The sequence below is a fragment of the Acinetobacter sp. WU_MDCI_Abxb74 genome (assembly GCF_025513915.1).
Lineage (GTDB): Bacteria > Pseudomonadota > Gammaproteobacteria > Pseudomonadales > Moraxellaceae > Acinetobacter > Acinetobacter calcoaceticus_C.
Genome location: NZ_JAHPRP010000007.1, coordinates 44,875 through 62,713, shown reverse-complemented (window position 1 = coordinate 62,713; position 17,839 = coordinate 44,875). Strand labels below are relative to the sequence as shown.

Sequence of the window (17,839 nt, the reverse complement as noted above, 5' to 3'; positions counted from 1 at the left end):
AAATCCCCTTGAGTACAAGGGGATTTTTTATTACTTTTCTTTTAATAACTCTGACAGCGTTATTTTTTGCTTATAGAGATGCTGTAAAATTAATATTTGCTGCTGTGCCTGCTCTAGTTTTTCATTATAAGCCAGCAATTTTGCATATTTACGTAAATTATATGGAGTTGCTTTATTCTTTACTGAATTGCCCCACTGGATTAAATCAGCTTCAGATAATTTAGTTTCTGGATTAAGTTCAATCCATTTTAAACGTTGCTCAAACTGCGTTAAAACAAAAATTTTACTGCTTCCCATGAACTCTGCATTTGGCTGTTTATTCTTATAAAGCAAATTACTATTCAGAACATAAACATTGTAATCACGTAAAATCCCAATAATAAGCAGTAAACTGACTACCCATAATAAGCGGAAAATTTGCTTATTAAGTACAACTCCTGTAAGTACAGGAGTCTGTGCCTGAATAATACCAAGCAAAAAACCACAGGTAAGTAAGAAGTAAGCATAACGCTGTGGGAACTCGAACATGGCATGAATCAACACGGCACAAACCATCATAATCGCTATAATTGAGATGGTTTCTTTAGCCTGTTGATTTAACCAAAGGAACCAACACGTAAAGTAAGCAATGATTACAGCTGCTAATGGAATACCATTCCAGACAATTAAATCGAGCAGTACATTATGGGCACTATTAAACCATACATGTACAGTTCCATATTGAATACTATCAACTACAGCAACACTCGTTTGACTCCATCCATACCCTGCCCATGGTTGCTGAGCGATAGCATGCAATATTTGTATCCACATACCTACACGCTCATGCCCTGAGCCTGCACGAGCAACAAACGTACTCGTTTCAGTAATCTCTGTATTTGTAGAGAATTCGATGAATTGAGTGATATAAGGTAAGATTAAGCCAGCAATTAAAAAAAATGTTAAGCACCACAAAAAGCCTTGAGCAAGTCCAAATCTTTTTTGCTTTTTAAATTGCTTAATCATCCAATAGATGAATAAAAAAGGAAAAACTATCCATGAAGTTCTTGACTGACTCAATGCGACCGTAAATAAAATAATGAGCGCTGAAGGCAATAATAACCAGATAGTTACTTTGTTCTTTTCATATAAATACAAACACCCTAATAACCCAATAATTAAAAAGGTTGCCATATTATTGGGTTGACCAAAATTGCCATAAGGACGATTACCCTGTAACTTAAGTACATAGGGAATATTAGACTCAATATTCAACCATTGGCAAATTGCAATTAAGCTTGTGGCAACGGATACAATAATTACGAGTAAGCTAAAACCAGAAAAGATTTGATCTCGCTTTTGTTGATCTAAGGACAGGTTGTAGCCAGCCAAGACCATAAACCAAAAACCTAACAAGTAAAATGAACTCAATAAGGCTGTGCTCAGATCAAAAACTAAACCAAAACCCCACTGCACTATTGGAATGAAAGCAAATGGCAGCAACAATAGTTGTGCTCTAGGAATTTTAATATTTTGCTGAATTAGAGCGGCTAATACGCATAATCCAGCCCCAAAAGTACTCACTTCACTCGAGAACATGACCCAAGGACTATAGTGAAATGGAGACAACCATGCAAAACCTAACAGGATTGCAGCGAGGAATAGGAAGAATACTTGCATAGTGACGAGTGAAAAGACTTAGAACTTGCAGGGAATTATACAGATAACTTAGTCAACTGAATCTAAAGTTCCAATTAATTATTGTTGATTACAATTGCTTTATACATAAAAAACGCATCCCTAAAGATGCGTTTTTTTTAAAATAACTATAAATATTTTCAAATACTTAGATTATTATTTAAAAGACTGAGGTAAATAATCAGCTAGAGTAGTATCAGTTACTGTAACAGTTGATGGCTTAATTACACCATTTTCAGTTACAGACATACCAATTACTTTGCTTGTTAATTTATCTGATACATCAGTAGCCTTAAATGTATAACTAACACCACAACCGCTACCACCCGCAGTTGTATCTGCTGTAATAGTTGCAGTTCCATACTTTCCAGCGATTGAATCAGCGGCGGCGGCGGCGGCGGCGCCAGAAGCAAAACAAGTGCCTGATTGCAAATTAGTAGCAATTGTTGTTTTTAAACCATCTGCTAATGTAAATGCTTCAGAAGCTTGTGATTTAGCAATATAGCTTTGGTATGCAGGAATCGCGATTGCCGCCAAAATACCAATAATCGCAACCACGATCATAAGTTCAATTAATGTAAAACCTTTTTGTGCATTCATAGCCTTTTTCCCCAAAGATTGTATGTATGTTTTTATATAAGCTTTTTCAGCTATCAACTATATTGCAGCATCCATGCCAACTTTTATTTTATTTATAAAACAAAAACTTATATTAATTTCCCAATTTACTAAATATAAAATCACTGTAAATAACTGACAAAAATCGTCACATGACTTTCAGCTAAAACAGATCACACATCAAAAAAAGTAAACTAAACTCATCAAACTTTATATTTGTTTTTGTGAACAAATTCTCTTTAAAAATAAATAAATAGGTGACATTTTTTGTCAGTCACCTTTTAAAAATGAAAACTTAGAAAACTATGAGATATAAGAATTTTAGAAAATAATTTAATTAATGATAATCGGGGCATTTCCCAATTCATTGGATTCATCTGGCATGTTTTCATCATAAAAACGTGACATCACCTCTCCAATTTGCTGCACGCCAATCACTACAGCTTGCTGATATTGTTTTTGTTTAAGTTGTTGAACGATAGACTCACAAATCTGTTGCCATACTTGCTCATTAGTGGCATTTCTGATACCACGGTCAAATATAATTTCTACTGTACGTTCACATAAGTTCAAATAAAGTAGTACACCACTATTTAACGCGGTATCCCAAACCCCAAGCTCTGCAAATAACTGCTGTGCTCTTAATCGGGTATTTTGCCGATAGGCCTGTGAACATGGAATGTGACCTTCAATTACTACTTGTATTTCGCCCACATGTCCATGTTCTGCCTGCTGTACAGCATCAGCAATCTTTTGCTTATCTTGCTTTGAAAAATAACGACTGCTGGCTGGTAAGTAACAAAAATGCTTAAACCAGCGTTTAAGACTCGGTTCTACAGAGTCCTCAATTTTAGGTTGAGTAATGATTTCTGTTGTTTCTGATGTTGTTACCATGACCCTGATGCACCTCCACCGCCAAATCGACCTCCACCGCCGCCATAGCCTCCGCCGCCGAAGCCACCACCACGCCCTCCTCCGCCTGCACCACTCAGGATAACCTGTAAAATAAGCTGCGCAATTGAAGTAATGAGTAAAAAGAAGATTCCAAAACCAAGTAGTAAGCTAGTTACTAATCCTGCTCCATTTACAAAACCCGCCACTGCAGCAGCAACGCCCGCAGTAGATGCGCTTAGAGGCCGCCCTACAATAAACGAACCCACAATTCCGGCAACAAGAATAAATAAAGCCATCGTGAGTGTTGTTTGTTTGGCTTGTTGCTCTTCAGCAGCTTGGTGTTGTCGTTCTTTTAAATCTTGAGCAGCTTGCTGAGCAACTTCTGGATCAAGGTTTAAAATTCTTCCAATTTCATCAAGGCCTGCATTCAAACCTTGTGCATATTGGGCTTGTTTAAAATAGGGTGTAATTTGGTTTCGAATAATTCGACTTGCAACAATATCGGGTAATACGCCTTCTAAGCCGTAGCCAGTTAGAATTTGTATACGGCGGTCATTTACCGCAACCGCAATGAGTAATCCATTGTCACGCTTAGCTGAGCCTAATTGCCACTGCTCACCCACTCGTAATGCATAATCAAAAATATCTTCTTGGCCCGTAGTTGGAACAATAACAATACCGATTTGTGCTTTGCCTTGTTGATATAAACTTAGAATTTTTTGGTCGAGCTGCTGCTTCTCTGCCTCGCTTAATATATTTGCTTGATCAATAACAGGCTGATTTAAGGTTGGCAAACCACGAATCGATTCACCATCTGCCATATCGTTGGCGACTTGAGCTTGGGGAGCTACGCCAGAAGCAGACTGCTCATTTTTAGAAGCGGAAGCTTGAGCCTGCTGCTTCTGAATAATTTTGCCCGCTACAATGGTGTCAGTTTCATCAGTAGCAGTTGCAATATTAGTTTCACTCCATGCCGCATTCTGAAAAAGAACACCGCAACAGAGCAAAATTAAGGTAACAATAAATACCTTAATTTGCTTAAGCTGAAGCAATATATTATTTCTCATGCAGCTCTCCTTTGATTCTTAAAATTAATCAAAAGAAACTTTTGGTGCCTGCTGTGCAGATGCTTCTGCAGCGAAATTGGCTTTTGGATGCATACCAATTACTTTTGCAGTCACTGCTTGCGGGAACTGGCGGACATATCCGTTGTAATCTTGCACTGTAGTAATATAACGATTACGAGCCACTGCAATACGGTTTTCTGTTCCTTCAAGTTGAACTTGCAGTTCTTGGAATTGGGTATTGGCTTTTAAATCTGGATAATTTTCAGAAACAGCAATCAGACGAGATAAAGCCCCTGTTAATTGACTTTGAGCCTGTTGATATTTTTCAAGTAACGCTGGATCTTCTAAAACTTCTTTATCAACTTTTAAACCAGCAACATTCGAACGTGCCTGTGTAACCTCGGTTAATACTTGTTCTTCATGCTTAGCATACCCTTTAACTACATTTACAAGGTTCGGTACTAAATCTGATCGACGTTGATATTGGTTTTGAACTTCAGACCAAGCTGCCGTTACTGCTTCATCTTTGACTTGTAAAGTGTTATAGCCACACCCTGAAAATAATAAGGTACTGGCAAGTGTCGTCGCGATCGCGAGTTGTTTCAATGTTTTCATCGTCACATTATCCTCAAGTTTTTCTTTATATTTTTAACCTCTTTCCTCGATTGTATGATGATTTTGGCATTATTGTGTTGCTTTTATTTTATTGATTTAAAAACCGGATTTTTCAATCCGGTTATTTATTAATTTAATAACTGGTCTTTTTCTTGGTGAAAACTTGCCATTTGATATTCATCTGCTAAAGAACTTTTCCAGTAATCGACCATACGACCATAATCCTTTTGACTTGGATGGAAATCTTTTTTGTAATATGCGAAATATTCGGGCATGAGCTGAACAAGCATTTTAACCAGCAAATATAAACCAAATAAATTACCTCCGATTTTAGGTAAGCTATTCCATTTATCTTGCCAAAATAAGCGGGTTGTTCCATAAAAAGCAATACTGGCAAATCCTGTAGTGACACTACGCATGAGTAAGTGACGAATACGATCATCTCCATATACATGCTGATAGACATCGAACGCGACTGAACGATGCTCAATTTCTTCAATCGCATGCCATACCCAAAGTTTTAGTGCATCTTGATCTAACGTTTTTAATAACTCTGGATGCTGTAAAACATATGCGCCAAGTAGAGCAGTAAAATGTTCAAAAGCACAAGTAAGAGCCAATTGCAGTTTAGGAGGAATCGTTCTTAAATATTTATCGCGCTGATTTAACCATTTTTGAAAACTATCCAGATTATAGTCATCACGCCGCCAAGCTTCATTAAATTCACTATGCGCTTTGGAGTGCATTGCCTCTTGTCCAATAAAAGCTGCAATTTGTGCTTGTAGCTGAGGGTCTGAGACTTTATCACGCACATTACGTACGCTATTTACAAAAAATTGCTCGCCAACAGGAAAAGTCGAGGAAAGTGCAGTTAAAAAGTGAGACATGAGAGGTGAATTCGCAAAATAATGCCGCTTGATCGCCTTAGGGTTAAACTCAAGGCGACGTACAGTAATACCCAACGCTTTTCGACGATTTAAATATGATTTTTCTGCCGTCATACCTGCGATGTTCATATTCAACACCTATTGTATTGAAGAAGGAAGCTTTGAGTATGTCGTGACGGTTAAAGGTTAAAAAGGGCAAAAAAGCTTATTGTCTTTGCTAAAAGCATCAAAGTGATTAATGGTAGACAATAAAAAAAAGCCTACTTGAAGTAGGCTTTTTTTGAGTGCTTTAACAAACTACTTTATTAAACACCGAGATAATCCAAAATACCTTCAGCAGCTTGACGACCTTCCCAAATCGCAGTCACGACAAGGTCTGAACCACGGACCATATCGCCACCAGCAAAAATTTTCGGGTTTGATGTCTGGAATTTGAATTCTTGCTTTTCAGCTGCCACAACACGACCCGAACCATCAAGATTAATACTCACATTACCAAACCAGTCAGCTGGACTTGGGCGGAAACCGAATGCAAGTAAAACTGCATCTGCTGGCAATACTTCTTCAGAACCTGGAACTGGTTCAGGGCTACGACGGCCACGACTATCTGGTGCACCCATTTGTGTCGTTACCACTTTTACACCTGTCACTTTGCCATTTTCGCCAACGATTTCGATTGGTTGACGATTGAACAAGAATTTCACACCTTCTTCATAGGCATTTTTTACTTCACGTGCAGAACCCGGCATGTTGCTTTCATCACGACGGTATGCACACGTTACATCATGAGCACCTTGACGCAATGAAGTACGGTTACAGTCCATCGCTGTATCACCACCGCCCAGAACAATCACCTTTTTACCATCTAAGCTGATGTACTCACTTGGGTCTTTTTCCCAACCTTGGCAACGATTTACGTTAGAGATCAAGAAATCAAGAGCATCATAAACACCTGCAAGATCTTCACCTGGGAAACCACCCTTCATATAGGTATAAGTTCCCATACCCATGAACACCGCATCATATTCTGCAAGTAATTCATCAATGGTGACATCAGTACCAATTTCAGTATTTAAACGGAATTCAATGCCCATGCCTGTGAAAATTTCACGACGGCGTTTCATGACATCTTTTTCCATTTTAAATTCTGGAATACCGAATGTAAGTAAGCCACCAATTTCAGGACGCTTGTCAAATACAACTGGTTTAACGCCACCGCGAGCTAAAATATCGGCACAACCTAAACCTGCTGGACCAGCACCAATAATTGCAACTTTTTTGTCAGTCCATTTCACGCCCGACATATCTGGACGCCAACCTAAAGCAAAGGCTGTGTCGTTAATATATTTTTCAGCATTACCAATTGTCACTGCACCAAAACCATCATTTAAGGTACAAGCACCTTCACATAAACGATCTTGTGGACATACGCGGCCACATACCTCAGGTAATGTGTTGGTTTGATGGCAAAGCTCAGCAGCTTGGAAAATTTGGCCTTCAGCGATGAGCTTTAACCAGTTTGGAATGTAGTTATGTACAGGACATTTCCATTCGCAATATGGGTTACCACAACCTAAACAACGGTGAGTCTGATTAGTAACAGTTTCCGATGTAAAAGGCTTATAAATTTCCACAAATTCTGCTTTGCGGACAGTAATATCTTTTTTCTCTGGATCTTGGCGTGCTACATCCAGAAATTGAAAGTCATTATTTAGGCGTTCTGCCATGTCTCTCTCCGTGGGTAGGCGCGGTTTTCACTGTTGTCCGCACCTGCCTATGTCGTTGCAGTCGTGGAATTATTGTGGATCAGCTTGTGTGGTTTTCAAAAGCGTTTGCAAATTAGCAGCCTTTGGTTTCACAAGCCAGAATTTACGGCTGTAGAAATCGAACTCATTGCGGATTTTATAAGCCCAGGCACTACCTGTTTCTTTAATATGCTCATCGATAATACGCAACAAGAACTCTTTATGGTCTTCCATAGATTCTGTTGAAATACGATTTAAATCAATCAATTCATGGTTGTAGTAATCTACGAAGTCATTGTCAAGGTCAAGTACATAAGCAAAACCACCCGTCATGCCCGCACCAAAGTTATGGCCTACTTTACCAAGCACAGTCACCACACCACCTGTCATATATTCACAGCAGTGATCACCAGCGCCTTCGATTACAGCAAATGCGCCCGAGTTACGAACCGCAAAACGCTCACCCGCTGTACCTGCTGCAAAAAGCTTACCGCCAGTTGCACCATACAAACAGGTATTACCAATAATTGCCGTGTTTTGTGTCTGGAAAGGTGAACCTTGTGGTGGGAAAATCGAGATACGACCACCTGCCATACCTTTACCCACATAGTCGTTTGCATCACCTTCAAGACGGATGTGTAAACCACCAGCGTTCCATACACCAAGTGACTGACCAGCAGTACCAGTCAAGTTCATGACAACCGGATGTACTTCCATGCCTAAGTTACCGTAGCGGCGAGCAATTTCACCTGACACACGAGCACCGATCGAACGGTCACAGTTCACAACTTTGAAGTTGAACTGGCCACCTGCACTTGATTCAATTGCAGGAAGCATTTCCTCAACCATTCTTTCAGCCAATACACCTTTATCAAATGGTGCATTACCTTGTACTTCACAGTACTGGGCTTTACCGTCAGCAGATGGATGAGATGTTAACAATGCACTTAAATCAAGATGAGCATGCTTTTCAGTTTCACCCGGCAACACTTCAAGTAAATCAACACGACCAATTAAGTCTTTCAATGAAGAAACACCTAATGCTGCTAACCATTCACGCGTCTCTTCCGCAATAAAGTGGAAGAAATTGATGAGCATTTGTGGCTCGCCAATATAGTGTTCTTGACGTAAATGGTCTTGTTGAGTTGCAACACCGGTCGCACAGTTGTTTAAGTGACAAATACGTAGATATTTACAACCTAAAGCAATCATTGGGGTTGAACCGAAACCAAAGCTCTCAGCACCCAAAATTGCTGCCTTGATGACATCAAGACCAGTTTTTAAACCACCATCAGTTTGTACACGCACTTTTCCACGCAAGTCATTAACGCGGAGTGCTTGATGCGCTTCACTCAAACCAAGCTCCCATGGAGAACCTGCATGGTGAATTGATGAAAGTGGAGATGCTGCTGTACCACCGTCATAACCAGAAATGGTAATGAAGTCTGCATATGCCTTAGCAACACCAGCGGCAATTGTACCTACACCCGGTTCAGATACCAGTTTTACCGACACCATTGCTTTCGGGTTAACTTGTTTCAAGTCAAAAATTAACTGAGACAAATCTTCAATTGAGTAAATATCGTGATGTGGTGGAGGTGAAATCAGTGTTACGCCCGGCACAGAGTAACGTAAACGTGCAATTAAGCCATTTACTTTACCACCCGGTAACTGTCCGCCTTCACCTGGTTTTGCACCTTGAGCAACTTTAATTTGCAATACTTCAGCAGAAGTTAGGTACGCAGGTGTTACACCAAAACGACCAGATGCGATCTGTTTGATTTTCGAGTTACGAATTGTGCCGTAGCGAACAGGATCTTCACCCCCCTCACCAGAGTTTGAACGACCACCAATTGTGTTCATGGCAATCGCAATTGCTTCATGTGCTTCTGGAGAAAGAGCACCTAAAGACATACCTGCAGAGTCAAAACGAGGCAAAATATCTGCAACTGACTCTACTTGGTCAACTGGAATCGAATTCGTTGTTTTTAACTTGAATAAGTCACGAATGGTTGCAACCGGACGGTTGTTAACCAACTCAGCATATACTTTAAAGTCTTCATATTTACCAGAGCGAACAGCCGTATGTAATGAGTTAATCACATCTGGGTTGAACGCATGGTACTCTTTATCAAATACGAATTTAAGCAAACCACCCTGATCAATCGGTTTACGATTTGACCATGCTGTAGCAGCTAATTTTTTCTGGTCTTTTTCAAGGTCAGCAAATGTTGCACCCTGAATACGACTTGGAACACCTAAGAAACACTGATCTACTACTTCAGATGACAAACCAACTGCTTCAAAAAGCTGACCGCCACGATACGACGCAACTGTAGAGATACCCATTTTTGAAAGAACTTTTAATAGGCCTTTCTCAATCCCTTTACGGAAGTTTGCTTGCGCATGGATTGGATCACCTAAAAGCTCACCTTTAGCAATCAAATCATTAATCACGTCATATGCAAGGTACGGATAAACCGCGGTTGCACCAAAGCCAAGTAATACCGCAAATTGGTGTGGATCACGTGCAAAACCAGTTTCAACCATGATGTTAGCATCAGTACGTAAACCAGTTTTAATCAAGTAATGATGTACAGCACCAGTTGCAAGCGCAGCATTTGCTGGTAAGAAACCTTGGCGAATATTTTTATCTGTCAAAACAATTAAAGTTTTGCCATCACGAACTGCTTGTGCCGCTTCTTCACAAATACGTGTAATCGCAGCTTGCAAACCTTCTTCTTCAGCATAGTTTAAATTGATGTCAACAGACTCATAGCCTGCACGATCAATACTACGGATTTGCTGTATTTTTGAGTTAGACAGAACAGGACTCGAAATAATGATTCGGTCTGCGTGCTCTGGGCCCTGCTCAAATACATTCTGCTCACGACCTAAACAGGTTTCGAGCGACATTACAATCGATTCACGTAATGGATCAATTGGAGGGTTTGTGACTTGCGCAAATTGCTGACGGAAATAATCAGTCACATGGCGTACTTGACGAGACAATACAGCCATTGGCGTATCATCACCCATAGAACCCACAGCTTCCTGACCACTTTCAGCAATAGGACGCAACAACTGGTCGCGCTCTTCAAATGTCACCATAAACATTTTTTGAGCAGCTTTTAGCGCATCACCTGATAAACCTTGATAAACTAATTGTTCTTCAAGTTCAGGATTAGCTTTCAAGCGGATTGCATGATCACGTAACCATTCGCGGTACGGACGCATATTTTTAAGATGTGTATTTACATCTTTAGTATCAAGCACTTTGCCTGTTAACGTATCAACGACCAAAATTTGGCCCGGTCCAACACGACCTTTAGAAACCACATCTTCAGGTTCATAACCCCAAACACCAATTTCAGATGCTAAGGTAATGTAATCATTTTTGGTAACTACCCAACGTGCCGGACGTAAACCATTACGGTCAAGCATACAGATGGCATGACGACCATCTTGAATTACCAAGCCCGCAGGACCATCCCAAGCTTCCATATGCTTAGAGTTGAACTCATAAAATGCACGTAAGTCTGCATCTAAAGTTTCAACGTTTTGCCAAGCTGGTGGCACCAACATACGTAATGCACGGAATAAATCCATACCGCCACCAACCAAGATTTCAAGCATGTTATCTAAGCTTGAAGAATCCGAACCTGTACGGTTCACAATTGGATTAAGATCAGTTAAGCCGGGCAATAATGGGTTTTCAAATTTAGGCGTACGTGCCAATGCCCAGTTACGGTTCGCTGTAATGGTATTAATTTCACCATTATGCGCAAGGTAACGGAAAGGCTGAGCCAAAGGCCAGCGCGGTAAAGTATTGGTAGAGAAACGTTGGTGGAACACGACGATGTGTGACTTTAAACGTTCATCTGCCAAGTCTGTATAGAACTCAGCAATCGCAGCCGGCATCATCAAGCCTTTATAGCTGATTACTGTTGAACAAAGCGTGTTCACATAAAATGACGAATCATTTAGTAATTGTTGTTCTGCACGGCGACGCGCCAAAAATAGTTTACGGTTAAACTCAACTTCTGTTACACCCATTGGACAGTTCACTATGACCTGTTCAAAAGCCGGTAAAGATTGAAGTGCAATTTCACCTAGTGCATCGTTATTTGTAGGGACAACACGCCAAGCCAGTACGCGTAAGCCATCAGCCTCAATTTCTTTAGTTAAAATATTTTTAGAGTGCTTCGCTAATGCCGGATCAACATTTAAAAATACAGTACCGACAGCAAAAACTTCGCTAAGTGTAATATCACTCAGTTTTTTTGCTTCATCACGAAAAAATTGCTTTGGCATCGCCAATAATAAGCCGCAACCATCTCCCGTCTTGCCATCTGCGGCAATACCACCACGGTGCGTCATGCAACTTAAACTGTGAATCGCGGTTTCTACAAGATGATGACTTGATTCACCCTTCATATGGGCAATCAGTCCAAAACCACAGTTATCCTTAAACTCATCAGGTTGATATAAACCTTGAGCGGGAGCTACAGTATTAGGCGATGGCATGTGCATAGCGTACCCTTCTTTCAATAAGGCTCTTTCGAGCGTCAAACAAACAACTTATTTCTGCGATATTGCCTATGGACGATAGTTAGCTCAATGTTTCGCAAAAAAAAATTTTGGGCTGATAAGCCAATATACGCTGTTCCATTTTTACGTACACTGGTTTTTGCTAGAAAAATGTTTTGACTTATTTCGCACTCTTTTAAAGCAGCTCGACCCCACGACTCTGCATAGACTTCACTCTTTAGAGCGCCAAAATAGTTAGCAGTACATTAATAAGCACAAGAATAAAGCAAAAAATATGCCAAGATAGTTTTTACAACTTAAGTGTTTATATTTCTTAAAAATAGATCGATTTTATTCTGGTTATCATTTTAATAAATGACCAAATATGCACCACACTTGATCAAAAAATATATATGTCTTTTATTATTGCACTATATTTGTGCGAATTATTCTTACTATTAGTTCTCTCTTATGCCCTCATTTGTTGCATTTTTTGGAGGAGTCTCAGTTGCACGATTTTGTTGAGCCTTTTTAGCAGTATCAGCAGCAGAATTAGACTGATGTACATCCACAACATTTCCCTCTGCATCTCGGCGAATAATAGTTGTCCGAGTTGTAGAGTTCGTTGCTGGAGCAGCCACTTTAGGTTGCGCACTTATAGCACTATTTACACCTGTGCTCATGAGTAAAGACTCATCAATTTTTGGTAATGCAGCTGGACGTAAACGCACTTCATAAGTTTGACTAATCCCACCTTTCATTTCATCCGCACCCAAGTCATTGACGAGTGGCACATAAGTCGAAAATTGTTGAGGTTGTGGCTTAATCGATTCAGGTAAATCAAGATTCAGTTGTGTTAACTGCTGAATTGCATCTTCAGAACGTTTAAATACACCATATGTCAAAACATATTGTTCAGATTGCTTATCACCACTTAATCGGAAGTAGATGAATTTATTTCGGTCTGAACGATTCTTTAAAAAGTTTTTAATAATATCTTCGTCAGATGCACGGAACAGCTCAAGCGTCCATTGTTTCTTGTTTTCGCTAATAAATTTTGTACCGCGAAACTCCGCCTCATGCTGACCAGATACAACAGTCCGAGTCGTTAAATCCAGAGGCCTAACTTCATCAGCTAAAGCACCTAAGTTAGCTGTTGTTGCCACTTTTTCTGGCTGAATTTGCACTGGTGTGTCTGAATCGGCTGCTTTTTCAACTTCTACAAGCTTCTTACTATCAGTCATTACCCAGAAAAGAAAAGCCAGAAACAAGCAGACGATACCACCCACCAACCAGATATATTGTTGAACATTCTGCCAAAGTGTACGTGATACAGTCATGTGTTACCTTAATTTATTATCCGTGTTGATTTGCTAAAATAGCTTGTTTCATGAGTTCAACATCAAAGTCTTTAGTAATTACTGCTTGTCCAAGTTGCTTTAACAACACTAAACGTAATTGACCATTGAGTACTTTTTTATCATGCGCCATATATCCAAGGAATTCATCCAATGGAATTTTCGGACATGATATCGGCAAATTAGCGCGTTGAATAATTTTTTTTGTACGCTCTACATCATTGCTCGAAATCCAGCCTAAACGCTGTGATAAATCAGCTGCCATGACTATGCCAGTAGCTACTGCTTCCCCATGCAACCAAGTACCATAACCAAGATAAGATTCAATCGCATGACCAAACGTATGACCTAGGTTGAGTAAAGCTCTCTCACCTTGCTCTTTTTCATCGTTTGCAACAATACGGGCTTTATGAGCGCATGAACGATAAACAGCTTCTGCTAAAAGATTAGCATCTCGTCCAACCAATCCATCCATATTTTGCTCTAACCAAACTAGAAAATCAGCATCACCTAACAAAGCATATTTAATAACTTCTGATAATCCAGCAGACAACTCTCGATCTGGTAAAGTGTTGAGTTGAGCCATATCAGCCAAAACAACTTGAGGTTGCTGAAATGCACCAAGCATGTTTTTACCCAGTGGATGATTAATTCCTGTTTTACCACCTACACTTGAATCTACTTGTGAAAGAAGTGTGGTCGGAACCTGAACAAAATATACACCACGCTGGAAACATGCTGAGGCGAAGCCCGCCATATCACCAATAACACCACCACCTAAAGCTAAAACCGTACAGTCTCGGTTAAAACCAGCTTCAAGTAATGCATCAAAAATTAAATTTAAATGTTGAATATCTTTATATTTTTCACCATCAGGCAAAATACAAGTAGCTAGAGTTTTACCCAAACTTTTTAACGCTTCTTGATAGTGAGACAAATATAAAGGGGCGACCGTTTCGTTACTCACGATCATGATCTGTTGACCATGAATATAAGGCTCAAGCAACTGCTTAGGATCAAGTTGACTGCCAATAAAAATAGGGTAACGGCGTTCGCCTAATTCAACATGTAAAGTTTGCATGAGTTTATTAAACCACGAGTAAGTTTGGCTATTTTAGCGTGTTAGACAAAATAAGTTGCAAAATCTTTTGAGCAAGATCGCGTGCAGCACCCTGATTGGTTTCAATCGTGTAATGAGCAACTTCACGATATAAAGGATCACGTGTTTTTAACAAATCTCGTAATTTTTGTTCAGGATTTTCAACTTGCAATAGAGGTCTGTTTTTATCGCGATAAGTGCGTTGTAATTGTAGTTCCACGGGAGTGTAAAGATAAACAACAATACCACGCTGCTTTAGAAACTCACGATTGGGGGCTTGAGTAATCGCACCACCGCCTGTTGCTAAAACCAAAGCCTTACGGGAAGTTAACTCATTCAACACGATGGTTTCACGAGCACGAAATCCGAATTCCCCTTCTTTTTCAAAAATCCAAGGAATAGTGGCGCCTGTTTTGCGTTCAATTTCATGATCACTATCTAAAAATTCACGCCCTAATATTTCGGCTAAATGACGTCCAACGGTTGTTTTTCCTGCCCCCATGGGCCCTACCAAATAAATATTTGGCAGGGTTTCAAACGCTTTGCTTGGCAAGGCGCCACCTATTTCAATTGCTTTCATTAAAAAATATATTAATGATTTCTCACCAAAGTGTCATTAACAATTCGTGGCGTAACGAAAATCAGTAACTCTTGTTTATCATCAGATTTCACATCTTTTCTGAATAAATGCCCAAGTACAGGAATATCACCGAAGAAAGGAACCTTGGTTTGTGAGTTAGATGTGGTCTGTTCAAATACCCCTCCTAAAATGACCGTTTCACCGTTATTAACCAATACATTAGTGTTAATCTGATTTTTATTTAAAATTAGCTCACCATTAGGAGCAGCCCCTGCAACGGAATCTTTTGAAATATCTAATTTCATTTGGATCTTACCGTCAGGTGTAATACTTGGTGTCACGTTTAAACTTAACAGCGCATCTTTAAATGATGTACTTGCTGTAGCACCCGCAGCAGAATTAGTCGTGGTTTGATAAGGGACCTGTTGACCTGTCGCAACTTTCGCGGGTTGTTTATCTGCTGTCATCACTTTAGGTGTAGAAATAACCTCACCATAGCCATCGGCTTGTAATGCGGAAAGTTCAAGATCAAGCATAAAATCAGACATACTAATCAAACCAAAGGCGATACTTCCAGCCGGATTAGTTACCCCTAAATCAACATTTAAGTTATCTGGGCGTTCAATCGTATATTTATAGCCGCCTGTAGTCTCATCTTTTTTAGGCTCTCGCAAATTCCACAGGGTTGTTTCACTACCGCCCACCAGCAAATTATTATTATTTGTAATCCCTTGCGACAATATCCCCCATTTAACACCAAGTTCTTTGGTAAACGATGTAGATGCTCTTACAATGCGTGCCTCAACCATGACCTGCTTAACTTGTACATCCAGTAAATCAATCATTTTACGAATTTGATCAATCGATTGGGCCGTATCATTAATAATTAAGGTATTGGTACGATCATCTTGAGTAATCGTTCCACGTGGACTCAGTAAACTTCCTACGTTATTTCCTAAACTATCAACACCCGTATTTAAGTTAGTAGAAGTTGATGTTCCACCACCAGAAGTCCGTTGTAAACCATTACTATTATTTGAGCCTTGAGTAATTAACCCCATAATATCCTGAGCTTGTGCATATTTAAGTTGAATATACTCAGTTTGCAATGGAGCCAGTTTGACACTCTGCGCGACAGCTTTTGCTTCTTCTTCTTCGGCCTTAATTAACTCTGTAACAGGAGCAATCCAAATGACATTACCATTTCTGCGTTTATCAAGATTTTTGGTCTTTAAAATAATATCAAGTGCCTGATCCCATGGAACATCTTTCAAGCGCAAAGTAATATTACCCTGAACACTATCGGCAGCCACCATATTAATGCCCGTAAAATCGGCAAGTAACTGTAGAACTCGACGAACTTCAATATCTTGGAAATCAAGAGAAAGCTTATTCCCAGAATAATTAGGCGTCTTATATAAAGAAGTTACATTTTTATCCTGAGGTCGCTTTAAGCTAATGGTGAGTTTATTCTCCGCCTGATAAGCCATATATTCATAGCTACCAGTAGATTGAATTGTAATAACACCATTGCCCTTTTCGTTATAAGATTCAATTGTAGAAACAGGGGTTGCAAAGTCATTTACGTTTAAGCGACGAGCTAAATGCGTCGGTATTTTAGAGCCTAACGTTCTGACTACAACTTTGCTGCCTTGTTGTTGAACATCAACAGGAGTATTACTTCCCAATAAATCGATAACAATTAGCCCTTCACCTTGACCACCACGCTGAAAACCAATATTTGAAACACCCTGAGGTTGAACCGTACTTGTTGGTAAAGGTTTAATAACTGCTTGAGCTGAATTAATCTTTAAAATAAAAGTATTGCCTTCAATACGTGTTGTAAACGCACCTGCCTCTTTTAAATTTACAGTTAAACGTGAGCGCTGATCGTCAGAACTTACATCAACCGAACTCGCTTCATTTGTACCAATCGCCACTTTTGACTGTGTTAAAGTCTGCTGAGCTTTATTAAAATCCAAAATCAAACGTGAAGGATTTTCAAGTTGGTATGCCTGTGGTTGCGGTGGCAAACCATTAAACATAACTCTAATTTCTGTACCCTGACCTGCAATTTGTGTCGGTACAATATTGGTCATGCTGACCTGTGCAGAGGCAACCTGTATAAGTGCAATGGCTACAGCCCCCATAGAAAACTGACGGAATACGTGATTCATTGTCTGACCATCCCCAATTAAATAATCTTTAAAAATACTTTTTCTTTGTTATTCCCTAAATCTTAGGGTGTGGGCCCAATTAACACTAAGGTTCTTGGTCGTTCCACATAGCCTTCGCGCCCATCAGGGACAATTTCCACCAGATCAATCTGAGTTGGACCAATATGGGTAATACGCCCTTGATTCATCCCGATATAGTTCCCCACCTGTACTCGCTCAATTTGCTGATCAGGTGATTGGATAAGAGCCAGCACTTGCCCACGGTTGTTACGGATGCTTCCTTTCATGTTTAAGGACTCTAATGCATAACTTTCTAGAGGCTGGGGTGCACGTGAGAAATTCGGATAGACTCGTTTTCCTGCCATAATTTTGAGTTCAGCAGCCAGTGAGCTTGGTAAAAATGGGCTCTTTAACTGATGGGCCGCATAATTAAACTGTGGTACAGGTGTGAAAACAGGTGCTGGATCTATCGGCTGTGGTGGCTGATTACGTATATTTGCCATTTGCTGATTTACAGCGTCGATTCTTGAGTCACATCCGACTAAAACTAAACACGCCAAAATAGAAAAAGAAATTTGCTTAAGTTTCATTG

Annotated in this window: 13 protein-coding genes; all 13 read right to left on the bottom strand. The window is 39.9% G+C overall.

What is annotated here, in order from left to right; all coding sequences use genetic code 11:
- Positions 1-30 precede the first annotated feature (30 nt).
- Entirely contained in the window at positions 31-1,659 is a 1,629-nt protein-coding gene (locus KTH84_RS12655; protein ID WP_262473395.1) for a PglL family O-oligosaccharyltransferase, read from the bottom strand.
- 174 nt (positions 1,660-1,833) lie between these two features.
- On the bottom strand, positions 1,834-2,277 hold the full coding sequence (locus tag KTH84_RS12650) for a pilin (protein ID WP_262473393.1): 444 nt from the start codon (positions 2,275-2,277) through the stop codon (positions 1,834-1,836).
- 351 nt (positions 2,278-2,628) lie between these two features.
- Entirely contained in the window at positions 2,629-3,189 is a 561-nt protein-coding gene (locus KTH84_RS12645) for a TPM domain-containing protein (RefSeq protein WP_262473391.1), read from the bottom strand.
- The gene (locus KTH84_RS12640; RefSeq protein WP_262473390.1) at positions 3,183-4,256 is read right to left on the bottom strand and encodes a TPM domain-containing protein; all 1,074 of its coding nucleotides are present in this window, start codon (positions 4,254-4,256) and stop codon (positions 3,183-3,185) included. The genes KTH84_RS12645 and KTH84_RS12640 overlap by 7 nt, the downstream gene beginning before the upstream one ends.
- A 24-nt stretch (positions 4,257-4,280) precedes the next feature.
- Positions 4,281-4,871 (bottom strand): LemA family protein, encoded by a 591-nt coding sequence (locus tag KTH84_RS12635; RefSeq protein ID WP_042895448.1) that lies wholly within the window; start codon positions 4,869-4,871, stop codon positions 4,281-4,283.
- A 128-nt stretch (positions 4,872-4,999) separates the two neighbouring features.
- The gene (locus KTH84_RS12630; protein WP_262473389.1) at positions 5,000-5,887 is read right to left on the bottom strand and encodes a metal-dependent hydrolase; all 888 of its coding nucleotides are present in this window, start codon (positions 5,885-5,887) and stop codon (positions 5,000-5,002) included.
- 176 nt (positions 5,888-6,063) lie between these two features.
- Positions 6,064-7,485 (bottom strand): FAD-dependent oxidoreductase, encoded by a 1,422-nt coding sequence (locus KTH84_RS12625; RefSeq protein WP_262473387.1) that lies wholly within the window; start codon positions 7,483-7,485, stop codon positions 6,064-6,066.
- A 69-nt stretch (positions 7,486-7,554) separates the two neighbouring features.
- Entirely contained in the window at positions 7,555-12,030 is a 4,476-nt protein-coding gene (gene gltB, locus KTH84_RS12620) for a glutamate synthase large subunit (protein WP_262473566.1), read from the bottom strand.
- A gap of 461 nt (positions 12,031-12,491) precedes the next feature.
- Positions 12,492-13,373, bottom strand: coding sequence for a hypothetical protein (locus KTH84_RS12615; RefSeq protein ID WP_133971498.1), 882 nt, complete (start codon positions 13,371-13,373; stop codon positions 12,492-12,494).
- A gap of 16 nt (positions 13,374-13,389) precedes the next feature.
- Positions 13,390-14,472: a 3-dehydroquinate synthase gene (gene aroB, locus KTH84_RS12610; RefSeq protein WP_262473386.1), complete on the bottom strand. Its 1,083-nt coding sequence runs from the start codon at positions 14,470-14,472 to the stop codon at positions 13,390-13,392.
- 28 nt (positions 14,473-14,500) lie between these two features.
- Entirely contained in the window at positions 14,501-15,070 is a 570-nt protein-coding gene (gene aroK, locus KTH84_RS12605; RefSeq protein ID WP_042895460.1) for a shikimate kinase AroK, read from the bottom strand.
- Between the two features lie 11 nt (positions 15,071-15,081).
- On the bottom strand, positions 15,082-17,247 hold the full coding sequence (gene pilQ, locus KTH84_RS12600; protein ID WP_262473385.1) for a type IV pilus secretin PilQ family protein: 2,166 nt from the start codon (positions 17,245-17,247) through the stop codon (positions 15,082-15,084).
- A 62-nt stretch (positions 17,248-17,309) separates the two neighbouring features.
- Complete coding sequence (locus KTH84_RS12595) at positions 17,310-17,837, bottom strand: pilus assembly protein PilP (protein WP_133971492.1); 528 nt, start codon at positions 17,835-17,837, stop codon at positions 17,310-17,312.
- Positions 17,838-17,839: the final 2 nt, after the last annotated feature.

Coding starts and splice junctions, on each gene's coding strand:
- KTH84_RS12655 (WP_262473395.1), bottom strand. CDS start 1,659: ATGCAAGTATTCTTCCTATTCCTCGCTGCAATCCTGTTAGGTTTTGCA.
- KTH84_RS12650 (WP_262473393.1), bottom strand. CDS start 2,277: ATGAATGCACAAAAAGGTTTTACATTAATTGAACTTATGATCGTGGTT.
- KTH84_RS12645 (WP_262473391.1), bottom strand. CDS start 3,189: ATGGTAACAACATCAGAAACAACAGAAATCATTACTCAACCTAAAATT.
- KTH84_RS12640 (WP_262473390.1), bottom strand. CDS start 4,256: ATGAGAAATAATATATTGCTTCAGCTTAAGCAAATTAAGGTATTTATT.
- KTH84_RS12635 (WP_042895448.1), bottom strand. CDS start 4,871: ATGAAAACATTGAAACAACTCGCGATCGCGACGACACTTGCCAGTACC.
- KTH84_RS12630 (WP_262473389.1), bottom strand. CDS start 5,887: ATGAACATCGCAGGTATGACGGCAGAAAAATCATATTTAAATCGTCGA.
- KTH84_RS12625 (WP_262473387.1), bottom strand. CDS start 7,485: ATGGCAGAACGCCTAAATAATGACTTTCAATTTCTGGATGTAGCACGC.
- gltB (WP_262473566.1), bottom strand. CDS start 12,030: ATGCCATCGCCTAATACTGTAGCTCCCGCTCAAGGTTTATATCAACCT.
- KTH84_RS12615 (WP_133971498.1), bottom strand. CDS start 13,373: ATGACTGTATCACGTACACTTTGGCAGAATGTTCAACAATATATCTGG.
- aroB (WP_262473386.1), bottom strand. CDS start 14,472: ATGCAAACTTTACATGTTGAATTAGGCGAACGCCGTTACCCTATTTTT.
- aroK (WP_042895460.1), bottom strand. CDS start 15,070: ATGAAAGCAATTGAAATAGGTGGCGCCTTGCCAAGCAAAGCGTTTGAA.
- pilQ (WP_262473385.1), bottom strand. CDS start 17,247: ATGAATCACGTATTCCGTCAGTTTTCTATGGGGGCTGTAGCCATTGCA.
- KTH84_RS12595 (WP_133971492.1), bottom strand. CDS start 17,837: ATGAAACTTAAGCAAATTTCTTTTTCTATTTTGGCGTGTTTAGTTTTA.